At 64.5% G+C, this 12,609-nt stretch carries 8 protein-coding genes; 1 reads left to right on the forward strand and 7 read right to left on the reverse strand.

Annotated elements, in window-relative coordinates; all coding sequences use genetic code 11:
* Positions 1–15: 15 nt before the first annotated feature.
* The 4 genes from GGR61_RS07680 to GGR61_RS07695 all read right to left on the reverse strand — a co-directional run bounded on the left by GGR61_RS07680 (position 16) and on the right by GGR61_RS07695 (position 8,407).
* Positions 16–2,445 (reverse strand): family 20 glycosylhydrolase, encoded by a 2,430-nt coding sequence (locus GGR61_RS07680; RefSeq protein WP_260287281.1) that lies wholly within the window; start codon positions 2,443–2,445, stop codon positions 16–18.
* Between the two features lie 323 nt (positions 2,446–2,768).
* Positions 2,769–3,824 carry a glycosyl hydrolase family 18 protein gene (locus tag GGR61_RS07685; RefSeq protein ID WP_184407126.1) on the reverse strand — a complete coding sequence of 352 codons (1,056 nt, stop codon included), beginning with the start codon at positions 3,822–3,824 and terminating at the stop codon, positions 2,769–2,771.
* Between the two features lie 14 nt (positions 3,825–3,838).
* Positions 3,839–5,521 (reverse strand): alpha-L-fucosidase, encoded by a 1,683-nt coding sequence (locus GGR61_RS07690; protein WP_184621024.1) that lies wholly within the window; start codon positions 5,519–5,521, stop codon positions 3,839–3,841.
* 207 nt (positions 5,522–5,728) lie between these two features.
* Positions 5,729–8,407, reverse strand: coding sequence for a TonB-dependent receptor (locus GGR61_RS07695; protein WP_184621025.1), 2,679 nt, complete (start codon positions 8,405–8,407; stop codon positions 5,729–5,731).
* 698 nt (positions 8,408–9,105) lie between these two features.
* On the opposite strand from GGR61_RS07695, the gene GGR61_RS07700 reads away from it, so the two are divergent.
* On the forward strand, positions 9,106–10,125 hold the full coding sequence (locus GGR61_RS07700; protein WP_326520623.1) for a glucokinase family protein: 1,020 nt from the start codon (positions 9,106–9,108) through the stop codon (positions 10,123–10,125).
* Between the two features lie 98 nt (positions 10,126–10,223).
* On the opposite strand, the gene GGR61_RS21105 is transcribed toward GGR61_RS07700, so the two are convergent.
* From GGR61_RS21105 to bioA, 3 genes are all read right to left on the reverse strand, one after another.
* On the reverse strand, positions 10,224–10,346 hold the full coding sequence (locus GGR61_RS21105) for a hypothetical protein (protein ID WP_260287186.1): 123 nt from the start codon (positions 10,344–10,346) through the stop codon (positions 10,224–10,226).
* Between the two features lie 98 nt (positions 10,347–10,444).
* Positions 10,445–11,179: a 16S rRNA (uracil(1498)-N(3))-methyltransferase gene (locus GGR61_RS07705; protein WP_184621026.1), complete on the reverse strand. Its 735-nt coding sequence runs from the start codon at positions 11,177–11,179 to the stop codon at positions 10,445–10,447.
* Complete coding sequence (bioA, locus tag GGR61_RS07710; protein ID WP_184621027.1) at positions 11,170–12,588, reverse strand: adenosylmethionine--8-amino-7-oxononanoate transaminase; 1,419 nt, start codon at positions 12,586–12,588, stop codon at positions 11,170–11,172. The genes GGR61_RS07705 and bioA overlap by 10 nt, the downstream gene beginning before the upstream one ends.
* Between the last annotated feature and the right edge of the window lie 21 nt (positions 12,589–12,609).

The following is a 12,609-nucleotide window of genomic DNA, read 5'->3' on the forward strand; positions in this document are numbered from 1 at the left end:
TTCTCCTTGGATGGATCAGCGCGTGGCAGCGGGGGGCGCCTGCGCAGTGGTTTCAATCAATTGCACGGCGCCGATGGCATACAACGGGCCGCGGATCGGTGCTGTGAAGCGCAGGCAGAGATCGTGGATGCCGGTGCGTGCAGGCAGTGCGGTTTCCAGCGTGAATTGTTCGCCCAGGGCGGCGCTGTCGGGCAATTGCACGCTGGCGATCAGCTCGCCCTCGCAGCCCTGGCGCACTTCCAGCTCGCCGCCGCGCGTTTTGGCGGGGTACTGCACCACCTTGGATTGCTCGTGCGCCAGGCCGAAGTTGTTCGGCAGGCGAGCGGCTTCGATCCGGATCGCGCCAATGCCATCCAGGCGCGCCTGTGGATAGAGGCGACAGGCGTGGAACAGATCGACGTTGTAGACCGGCGTATCGGCGCCGGTCATCTCCGGCAACAGCGGCAAGCGCAGGCCGAGCGCACCGGTCGCCACGCAATCGCGCAAGCCTTGCGTATCCACACGCAACAACCCGGCACGATCGAACGTGCGGCTGCGTGTCGCCGCCAGCGGTGTGCCATCGGCATCGAAGGCGTTGGCCTTGATGGTGGTCGGCAGCTTGATCGTGAAGGGTGCGCCGTAGCGCGGCGATGCCGGAGTGGGATCGCTGCCGTCAACGGTGTAGTGCAGCGTGCCCGCACCGGTCTGGGTGCTGAGTGCCACCTTGGCCGGGCCACCGGCGAGCACCGGGTTGGGGCCGCCTTCCAATGCGATATCGGCAGCGAACGCGCCGTCGCTGGCGTCGATGTCCAGTGCCTTGTAACGCCGCAACTGCGCCGGCATGCGCGCCAGGAAATCCTTCCAGTTGCGCGCGGCTGCCGGCGACCAGGTCACTTCGGCCACGGCGGACAAGCGCGGGAACAGCGCATGATCCACATGCCACTTGGAAGGGATGTATTCGGCCCACAACGCGCCTTGCGCGCCCAGCACGTGCTTGGCCTGCTCGGCGGTGAGCGCGCTCGGTACCGGATCGAACGCGTAGACCTTCGATAGCGGCAACACGGTGAGACGACCGTTGGGCTCGTCGCTGCGCGTGGTCTGCAGGTTGTCCATATACAGCCAGTCGCCGGGCGCAAGCACCACATCGTGGCCTTGCTTGGCCGCCGTCACCGCACCGTCGATGCCACGCCACGACATCACCGAGGCACTGGCCGGTACGCCGCCTTCGAGAATTTCATCCCAGCCGATCATGCGCCGGCCGTGCTGGGTAAGGTAGTGCGCCAGCTGCGCGTTGAACCAGCCCTGCATCGCGTGCGCGTCCTTGACCCCGAGCTTGCGCATCTGCGCGCGCACCGCCGGCGAGGCCTCCCACTGATCCTTGACCGCCTCATCGCCACCGATGTGGATATACGCGGACGGAAACAGCGTCAGCACTTCGTCCAGCACGTTGGTGATGAAGGTCAGGCTGCGCTCGCTGGTGTTGAACAGGTACGGATTGACGCCCCAGTCCACACCGACCTGCGTGCGCTGGCCAGGCACGCCCACTTCTTCCGGGTATGCCGCCACCGCGGCCTGCGCGTGGCCAGGCATGTCCAGCTCCGGCAGCACGGTGATGTGCAAGCGCGCCGCATAGGCAACGATTTCGCTGATCTGTTCCTGCGTGTAGAAGCCGCCATACCGCTCCGGCGTGCCGTGCCGGCCGGCGCCGGGCGGGGTCCGCCATGCACCGATCTCGGTCAACTTGGGATAGCGCTTGATCTCGATGCGCCAGCCCTGGTCGTCGGTGAGATGCCAGTGCAGCACGTTGAGCTTGTGTGCGGCCATCGCATCGAGCACATGCTTGACCGTGGCCACGTCATGGAAGTGGCGGGCCACGTCCAGATGCTGACCACGCCAGCCAAAACGCGGCCAGTCGCGGATCGCTACCGCCGGGACATCGACATCGCCCTTGCGCCCATCCGGCGTCATCAGTTGCCAGGCGCTGATCGCGCCATAGAACAGGCCCGCACCATCGCGTGCAGCGATGCGGATGCCATTGCCATCCACATCCAGGCGATAGCCTTCCTTGTGCGCCACTACTGCCTGCGCGCTGCGCTCCAGGCGGATGCTGCGCGGCGATGCGGTGGCCTCTGCGCGGACTTCCAGCGCCAGCCCGCGCGTGCGTTGCAGCAAGCCGGCCAGATGCTCGGCACTGCGGCGCGCATCCGCATCGCCACCGACGATGGAGATCACCGTGCCGGTTCCGACGTGAAAACTGCCGCTGCCGCGCTTGGCGTCGGCCGGGGCGGGAATCAATGGCAATGGTGCGTTGGTTGCAGGCAATGTCGAGGCGTTGCCGGACTCGGCCGCAGCCGGCGCGGTCGCTGCATCGCGCTGCCCGCAACCGGACAACACCATCGCCGCAAGCGTCATCGCGAGCAGGCGCGAGGAACGTGCCATCGACGACAGCAGGCTCGACGGCCGCATGCGCAACGGCAGCTTCGACGACGGCGGCTTCGATAACGGCAAGGGGGGCAGGTCAGGTGCGGAATTGGACGTCATGCAATCACATCCGGAGATGGCGGGGAAAATACGGCGGCCACGCACAGTAGCAAAGCCATGCCGGATGGCGCAGGGACTGGCGCACGCTTCGTCCCGATGCACGCAGTGGGCACTGTGCAGCACCGAACGCACGCGCGTCGGCCGCGACAAAACGGGCGCGGGCAGCGCTCGCATCGGGGCGCAGTGCGCGCAGTCCGATGCGCACACCGATCGCGCCCGTCAGGGTGTCCGGCAATGCGTTGACGCGCTTAGCGCTGCGCAGTCGGCAACTCGTCCCATACCTTCGGGTCTTCGGCGCCGAGCACCCAGCAGCTGAAACCTTCCAGGCCGTACTGCTTGACCATGTCGTAGCGCGCCTTGAAGCTGCGTGCGTCCGGGCGGAACACCCACTCGCGCATGTCATCGCGATAGAAGTAGAACCACGATTCCTGCTCGACCGGATCCCACTGCACGGTGGCGTTCTGTTCGATCGCCAGCGGGAACGATTCGTCGGCATCGATATACGTGGCCGAGATATTCGACGCTTCGGTACCGTCTTCCTTCACCGGGTTGCCGGTGTACCAGCGATAGCCATAGGTGGCGATGCCGAGCGAGAGCTTTTCCTTCGGCACCTGGGTGATCGCGTAGTCCAGGTGCTTCTTCATCCACACCATGCCATCGACCGGGCCTGGCGTGGTCCAGCGGGTGTGCTGGTCGTAGGTCATGATGCTGACCAGGTCAACCGCCTGCCCCAACGCCTTCAGGTCGTACGCACCGCGCCAGTATTCCCACATCCACTTGGAAAACTGGCCGCCTTCGGCATGGCCCGGTGCATTCGGCACCACCGCCACCGACATCTTGAAGCCGGCCTTGTGCAGCGCATCGGCGGTCTGCTTGACCATCAGCGTGTAGGCGTCGCGATCGGTCCAGGCGATGTTCTCGAAATCGAACTGAAAGCCGTAATACTTGTGCTGCTTGCCGTGGATCAGCAGCGATTCGATCATGCGCTTCTTGGCCGCTTCGTCGTGCATCAGCTTGTGGAAGCCGTCGCGGCCGGTGGTCATCGACAGGATCGGCATCACCCGCAGCTTCTTCTGCTTGGCGATGTCGTACAGGTACGTATTGGGCGTGCCGTTGACCAGGCCGTTCTGATCCACGCCATACCAGGTCGGCACCACCAGATCGATCTTGTCGACATTGGCCAGGAACGAGTTGGTCGATTTCTGCGTGTTCATCAGATAGAACAACGCCGTGGGGTTTTTGGCAAAGGCCGGCATGCAGACAGATGCCAATGCGAGCAGGATCCAGGTCAATCGCTTATGCATGAAAACAGCATCCATCAGGGAGTGGGGGAGGAAGAAAGGTCGATGCGGAACACATAGGCGCTCTCGCCAATGGGCTTGATCGGCAGCCGCAGGTGCAGGCCGTCGGCGCGTTGCTCGAACGGAATCTTTTTGCCATTGGCCAGCAACGTCACAGCGCGCACGCCATCGGCGGCATTGAGCGAGCGGATCACCGCTTCCCCATTGCTCGGCCAGCCAAGCTCGATGGCATACAGCGCGCCATCGCGGGTGGTGAAACGGAAATCTTCGGCCGTATACGGCTTGGTCTTAACGTCCTGGAAGGTGCCGCCCACCACTTCGGTGGGGCCTTCGCCATACACGCGCCACGGCTTGCTGTCGTAGATCGCGCCGCCATTGGTCTTGAGCCACTTGCCGATGGCCAGCAGGATGCCGCGTTCGGTGTCCGGGATCGAGCCATCGGCACGCGGGCCGATGTTGAGCATGAGGTTGCCGTTCTTGGCCACCACATCGGCCAGCATGTGGATGATGAAGGTGGGCGATTTGTAGGTGTCGTTTTCGATGTAGCCCCACGAGGCATTGCTGACCGAGGTATCGGTCTGCCAATGGGTGGGGTGGATGCCGGTGAGCTGGCCGCGTTCGATGTCCAGCGTGCCGGCGCCTTCGGGGAAGGCGCCCAGCTTGTAGTTCACCACCACGCCGCGATCGGCCTCGGTCCGCGCTGCGCCCTGGTTGTAGTAGTAGGCCAACATGGTCGGCAGGCTGCTGCGAAAGGTGGGGTGCGCAATCCACCAATCGAAATAGATCAGGTCCGGTTGGTAGGTGTCGATCAACTCGGTGGTGCGTGCCAACCAGTCGTCCAGCCACGCCTGCGAGACCGGCGTCCAGTCGTTGGTGACGTCGGCATCGTCCTTGCCGGGCAGGCGCACCTGGGCCGGGCCGTACAGCGCTGCATAGCGCGGGTCGTTGACGTCCGAATCGAAGGTGCGCCCGCCGTCGAAGAACCAGTTGTGCTCGGCGCGGTGCGAGGACAAACCGAAGTGCAGGCCCTGCGCGCGGATCGCCTTGGACAACTCGCCCAGCAGGTCGCGCTTGGGCCCCATCTTCATCGCGGTCCAGTCCGACAGCTTGGAGTCGTAGAGTGCAAACCCGTCGTGATGCTCGGCCACCGGCACCACATAGCGCGCGCCGGAGTCGCGGAACAACTTGGCCCAGCCCGTCGGGTCGAACTTGGGCGCGGTGAACTTGGGAATCAGATCCTTGTAGCCGCTGGTCGCCTGCGGGCCATAGGTCGCCACGTGATGGGCAAATTCCTTGGAGCCTTGCAGATACATGTTGCGCGAATACCACTCGCTGCCGAACGCCGGCACCGAGAACACGCCCCAATGGATGAAGATGCCGAACTTGGCGTTGTCGTACCACGCCGGTGATTGATAGGCCTTCAGCGCGGCCCAGTCGGGGCGGAACGGGCCCTTGCGCGCACCTTGTTCGGCTTCGTGCACCAGGCGCTCGCGCTCGGGTGCGTACTTGGCGGTGGCACTGAGCCACTGCTGGTCGATCTGTTCGGGGCTGAGCGTGGTGGCGGTCGGCGCGGTGGGCGATTGCGCGCTGAGCGTGGCAGCAGGTAGCGCGAGCAACAGACCGAGCGCGAGCATTCGCGTTCTGGGTGCAGCTCCGGCGTGGCGGCGGGATGGAGCCGCAAGGCGGCTATCGGTCGTCATGGGAACTGCACTCCTTACAAGCGAGACATGCCGGTTGCAGCGCAGCCGGCACGTGGATGGCAAAAGCGGGCCTGGCCATGCTCCCTCAACCGCGAAGGGGCGTGGCCAGTACCACTCCTTGGTACGACATCAAGCGGTGCGCTGCATGCAACGCACCGCTCAAAAAAGCGCGCCACCGTGGAGGGTCGGTGGCGCGCCGGTGCTACATCAGAACTTGAAGTTGAGCTGGGCTTGATAGCCGCGGCCGTTCTTGTAGAACGCCGTGGGGGTATCGCGCGTATTGCTGAAGACCCGGTAGCTGGAATCCAGCAGGTTGGTCGCGCCGAAGGTGATGCCCATGTAGTCGGTGATCTGGTACGAGGCGGTCAGATCCAGCTGCTTGTAGGCATCTGCGAAATCCTTCGATGCCAGACGGCCGATCTGGGTGAAGTACTTGGAACGGTAGCTGTAGTTCACACGCACCATCCAGTCGCCGTGTTCCCAGTACGGGATCACGTTGTAGGTATCACGCGACAGGTAAGGCAGGTTCAGGCCGGAGCTGGAGTCGGATTCGGCGAACGTGTAGTTGGCTTGCACGCCGAAGCCCAGTCCCAACGATTGCTGATAGTTGACCGACACACCCTTGACCTTGGCATCGGACACGTTGACCGGCGTGGTCACCTGGTACAGGCCAGCAATGGCCGGCGGTGCCGGATTCAGCTGCTGGGTGACCGTGGTGTTGACGATGTAGGAGCTGATGTCGCGGTAGAACACTTCACCGGACAGCATGCTGGACGGGGCGAAATACCACTCGGCCGCCAGATCGTAGTTGGTGGATTCGTACGGCTTCAGGTCCGGGTTGCCGCCGTTGGCGGTCAGGTTGCCGTTACCGCTGTTGACGGTGAACGTACCTGCAAGGTCGGCGTAACGCGGACGTGCGATGACCTTGGCGGCCGAGAAGCGCAGCACGGTGTCATCGGTGATGTCGTAGGCGATGTTGAAGCTCGGCAATGCCTTGCGGTAGTCGTTGGTTTCGGCCACGCGCTGGAAGCTGGTGCCGCCGTCATTGCTCTGCCAGAACTGCGACTTGTCGGTGGTGTCGATCAAGCGCACGCCGACGTTACCGCGCCATTGACCCGACTCGAAGTTCAACTGCGTATAGACGTTCTGGGTGATTTCCTTGACGTCGAACGACGCGCCGAAATCGGTGCGGTACGGGCCCTGCGGCTGCGACAGCAGATAGCTGCGCACGGCGCCCAGGTTGGCGGTCGGCCAGGTGGTCAGATCGCCGCTGGCGCCAAGGCCGTCGTACAGGCTGCTGGGCGTGGTGCCTGGGTTGAACTGCGTGAGCGACACCGGGTCGGTGGTGTTGATGCGGTTGCCGCGTGCATCGACGCCGTTGTTGTGGTTGATGTACTTGTAGCCGAACTGCAGCTTGGTGAACGGGCCCCACTCCAGGTCGCGCGCCGCGTCCCACTGGAAGTACTTTTCGTCGTCCTTGCTCTTCTGGTAGGCGATACCGCCGGCCTGCATGATGCCGGTGGTGGTGCCTGGGATATTGCCTTCCTGGCCCGGCGCCAGACCGGCGGGGTTGCCCGGCAGTGCCCAGTTGGAAGCGCCGCCGTTGTCGTAATTGACCGACGTGTTGCGGCCATCGAACGCGTAGTTGTAGCCGCCGTCCTGCATCAGGTACTTCATCAGGTATTCGGGGTTCTTGCCGCCGGTGGCCTCGGTGTAGCCGGCCTGGGTGGTGAACACCCACTTCTCGCCCGACCAGTCGTGACGCAGGTTCAGGCTCTTGGTGGTGACGGTGCTCTCGCGGTAGTTGGCATCCAGCTGCGCATACGGCTGACCGGCTGCGCCATCGCTCACCGTGGCCGAGGTCACCACGCCGTTCTGCACATTGGCCTGGGTGATCTTCTGGCGGTCGTCGTTACAGGCCGGGCACACATAACGCGCCTGGCTGAAGTTGTTGTACTTGCCCTTGATGTACAGACCGGTCAGGTTGAACTCGTTCTGCTCGTTGGGCTTCCACTGCAACGCACCCTGCAGGCCGCTGCGCTCGCGGGTCTGCTGGAAGAACGCGCTGCTGATACCGGCCGGCACGCGTGCGGTGGCCACATCGCTGCCGTCGCCGGTGATGGTCGCCGTCGGCGGAATGCCGGCGCCGGTGGTGTAGCCGAAGTATTCGATACCGGCGCGCGCCAGATCCTGCTTGTCGTGCGTGGCGGAGATCAACGCGCCGAAGGTTTCGTCGTCGTTCTTCCAGCTCCACAGCGCCGAACCGCGCGGATTGCCTTCTTCCGAACGGTCGTTGTAGTTATAGCCCACCGAACCACGCACGGTGTTCTTCGGCAGGTCCAGCGGCTTGCGGGTGTGCACGATCACGGTGCCGCCGATCGAGCCTTCATCGATGCGCGCTTCAGGGGTCTTGTAGACCTCCATCAGGCCGATGATTTCCGGCGAAAGCAGGGTGTAGTTGAAGGTACGGCCGCTGGTGTCGGTCGGGTTGCCGCCCCAGTCGCCCGAGGCGATGGTCTGGCCGTTGAGCAGGACGCGGTTCAACGCCGGGTCGGTGCCGTTGATGCTGACTTTTTCGCCTTCGCCGAACTGGCGGTCGACGCTGATGCCCGGCAGGTGCGACAGCGATTCGGCCGCATTGATGTCCGGGAACTTGCCGATGTCTTCGGCGCTGATCGCATCGACGATCGAGTTGGCCGAGCGCTTGACCGCCTGGCTCTTTTCCAGCGATGCGCGATAACCGGTGACGGTGATCGTGTCCAGCTCGGTGGTGGCCGAGGGCGCGCTCGGAGTGGCCTGCTGTTCTTGCCCGGCAGCCATGGCAGAGCCGGAGCAGTACAGAGCGGCGGTGATGCAGAGTGCTAACGTCGTGGTGCGGCTGTGCATGGCTAAACCTCATTGGTTAGTGCTGTGAGTGCGTCGCCTTGAAGAGGCGTCACGCGCTCGGCGTGGCCGGCAAAACAACACGCCCTGACCGATCGCGGGGACCGCATTGGTGCACTGCGTCCGACGCAGGTTCCAGGCGATTCGCGTGGTAGAGGAGGTGTCCCCCGTATGGTGAAGCGGTGGTGCGAATGCGACTTCAGCGAGACGCACGTCTGGCGACGCAGGACTCGCGAATCTGGAATCGACAGGTGAGGGTAAGCCCGTTCTTTGAGTGCCGAACGGTCCATGGCCCCTCCTGCCAGAACCCCGATCGGGATCGAGTCTCGCGTAGCGCTGACAGCGTTGTCAACACATGGTCACAGATCTCTGAACCGCCTGCGATTGCGCTGCAATGCAGCATTCCCTGGGTGGGCTGCGTTGGGCCTGCGCAGTTAAAACAGCGGCTCAACCGAGCCTGACTGGCGTGATCGGCATTTTCTATGGTGAATTGCCAAAAATGGCGTGGCGCGAACAGGGTTTGTGCGGAAATCTTCGTAATGCGTGGCAAATTTCAACAGATGCCGCGGTTGCTTTCGTTCTGTATAAAGCGGGATCGCCACGGTTGCGTTACAAGGCGATTACTGACAACGTTGTCTATCCGCTGCCGTTCGTCGGAAACGGAACACGACGCCAGCCGCCGCCACAGATCAGGAGAATGCGTGAGCGCAAGCAGTCCAATGGAAGCGGTGGCCTTTCCGCGCCCCGAAACCTTCGTTGCCGCAGACGTGGGAGGGACGCATGTGCGCCTTGCGTTGGTGTGCGAAAGCGTCGATCCACGCAAACCGGTGACTGTGCTTGATTACCGCAAGTACCGGTGCGCCGATTATCCGGGTCTGGCCGAGATCATGGCTGCGTTCTTCGCCGAGCTTGGTTGCGCACCGGTCAAGCGCGGCGTCATCGCCAGCGCTGGTTACGCGCTGGAGGACGGCAGCGTGATCACCGCCAATTTGCCCTGGGTGCTGGCGCCCGAGCAGATCCGCCGCCAGCTCGGCATGCAGGCGTTGCATCTGGTCAACGATTTTGAAGCGGTGGCGCATGCGGCCAATTACATGACCGACAATCAGGTCATGCAGTTGTCCGGACCTGCGCAGGGTGCGCCGGGCCCGGCGCTGGTGCTTGGTCCCGGCACCGGACTGGGGGCAGCGTTGTGGATTCCCAATGGCGCCCATCCGGCGGTGCTGCCGACCGAAGCGGGCCACGCCGCGCTAGCCGCAGGCAACGATCTGGAAGTGGCGCTGCTGCAGGAGCTACGCCGCACGCGCACGCACGTGGCCACCGAGCATCTGCTGTCCGGGCCCGGCTTGTTGAATCTGTACACCGCGCTGGCGGCCCTGCGTGGCGAGACGGCGGTGCATGCCGGCCCGGCCGATGTCACCGCTGCGGCACTGGCTGGCAATGACGTGCTGGCGCGCGATGCGTTGCAGGCGTTCTGCGGTTTCATGGGCAGCGTGGTCGGCGACATGATCCTGCTCTACGGCGTGCGCAGCGGTGTGTATCTGGCCGGTGGCTTCCTGCCGCAGATTGCCGCCTTCGTTGCCGAGCAAAGCGACTTCGCTGCGCGGCTGCTCGACAAGGGCGCATTACGGCCCGCGCTGGAGCAGGTGCCGGTCAGCATCGTCGAGCACGGCCAGCTCGGCGTGATCGGCGCAGCCAGCTGGTTTTTGCAGCACGGCCGCTGAGCGCTTGCGCATCACGCCGGGCCGTCAGGCCCGCTGCGTCGAACCGATCGACTCCTTAGCCCGTCGCGATGCTGACAGGTGCGACGTGCGACGGCGGGTCAGCGATCACGGCCGTCGCGCCAGTTGCCGCGCTGCGGTGCCTGGGCGGCACGCACATGCGCGACTGCCAGGCGTGCATGGTGGATGCAGCGATGCAGCGCAAGGCGGGGCAGATCAGCCATGGCGGTGCCCGACGCCGCGCGCATCCATTGGCGATTGCCCATGACGCCGTGTCAGGAGCGCGCCGTTCCATGCACTGCGCATGTCCACCGCACCGCGCTTATAAATCTCCGAACCGCGCCTGTAACGCTGCGATCGCGGCCAGCCCGGCGGTTTCGGTTCGCAAGATCCGCGGCCCCAATTGCAGGCCGCTGAAGCCGGCCTCGGCGAGGATCGCGCGATCGCGCGGCGACCAACCGCCCTCCGGCCCGATCGCCACCGTCAGATGCTGCTGAGTGCCTGCGGGCAACGTGCCCAGGCGATGCTCGCCGTGCGGGTCCAGGGTCAGCCGTAGCGCCTTTGGATCGCTTGCCTGTGCCGCGTCCTGCAGGCCCGCTGGCGCGGCAACCGTGGGTACGCATGCGCGTCCGGATTGCTCGCAGGCCGACACCACCACGCTACGCCAATGCGCAACGCGCTTTTCCATGCGCGCAGGGTCGAGCTTGACCTCGGTCCGCTCGGCGTTGACAGGCACGATGGCTGCAACCCCCAGCTCGGTCGCTTTCTGCAGGATCAGATCCATCTTCTCGCCGCGTGCGATGCCCTGGATCAGGGTGATGCGCAGTGGCGATTCGTTGCATAGCGGCTCGGCGCGTTCCACCAGTGCGCGTGCCTCGCGTTTGCCGGCCAGGGTGATGCGTGCGTGGTAATCGCTGCCATCGCCATTGAACAGGATGCAGGCATCGCCCTCGCGCAGCCGCAGCACCCGCAACAGGTGATTGGCCGACTCTTCGGGCAGCAGCACTTCCTGATCGCACTGCAGTGCTTGCGCCACATGGGAACGGGTCAGGCGCATGCAACGGCCTCCTCGATGGCATGGCGGGTGGTCGCCGCCAGGAGCGCAAGCTGCGCCTCGTCCACGCAATACGGCGGCATCCAGTACAGCACATCGCCGAGCGGGCGCAGCACCACGCCCTTGTCCAATGCAGCGCGATAGGCCTTCAAACCGACCCGCGCCGCCGCCGGGAACGGCGTGCGTTTGTCGCCACCCTGGGTGAGTTCGAAGGCCACGATCATGCCGGCCTGGCGTACGTCCGCCACGGCCGGGTGTTCGCCGATCTGCGCAGCGAGCGCGCTCATGCGCGCAGCAGTGTGCTGGTTGCGCGCGATCACATCGTCGTCGGCGAAGATCTGCAGGGTGGCCAGCGCCGCCGCACACGCCAGCGGATTGCCGGTATAGCTATGCGAATGCAAAAACGCACGTTCGCGCGAATCGTCCAGAAACGCATCGTACAGCTGCTGCGTGGCCAGCACCGCCGACAACGGCAGGAAACCGCCGGTCAGCCCCTTGGACAGGCACAGCAGGTCGGGCATGACGCCAGCCTGTTCGCAGGCGAGCAAGGTGCCGGTGCGGCCGAAACCGGTGGCGATCTCGTCGGCGATCAAAAATGCGCCATGCGCATCGCACACGTCGCGCGCGCGGCGCAGATAGGCCGGGTGATACATGCGCATGCCGCCGGCGCATTGCACACGTGGCTCCAGGATCAACGCGCAGATTTCGCCGGGCGATTGTTCGAACAATGCCTGCAGCGCATCGGCTGCCTGCAGTGCGTATTCTTCGGCGCTCTGTCCGGGCTCGGCCAGGTAGGCATCGGGCGACGGCGCAAAGGTCGATTCCAGCAACAGCGGCGCATACACGCGGCGGTACAGCGGAATGTCGCCAACCGACAGCGCGCCGATGGTCTCACCGTGGTAACCGTTTTCCAGCGCGATGAAACGCGTGCGGCGGTGCTCGCCGCGGTTGTGGAAATAATGGAAGGCCATCTTCAACGCCACTTCCACCCCGGCCGAGCCGTTGTCGGCATAGAACACCTTCGACAACGGCGCGCGGCCGGCCTGGCGCGGCGCGATCGCCAACAGACGCTCGGCCAGTTGCACGGCCGGCGCATGCGTGAAGCCAGCCAGCATCACCTGCTCCAGTTCGCCGGCCTGGCGCGCGATGGCCGCGCCGATGCGCGGTTCGGTGTGGCCGAACAGGTTGGTCCACCAACTGCTGACCGCATCCAGATAGTGGCGACCGTCGTAGCCGATCAGCCACGCGCCGTCGCCACGCGCGATCGGCACCAGCGGGAGTGTGTGCGGGTGCTCGCGCATCTGCGTGCAGGGATGCCAAAGCACCTCAAGATCGCGTTGCCGCCAATGTCCGTCAGCTTGAGAGGCTGCCGGGTCTGCTAGGATTTCGGGCTCATGAACATGTCGATGCATCTGCCTATTCTATCGGCCGGC

The organism is Xanthomonas sp. 3058, assembly GCF_014199765.1.
GTDB lineage: Bacteria > Pseudomonadota > Gammaproteobacteria > Xanthomonadales > Xanthomonadaceae > Xanthomonas > Xanthomonas campestris_B.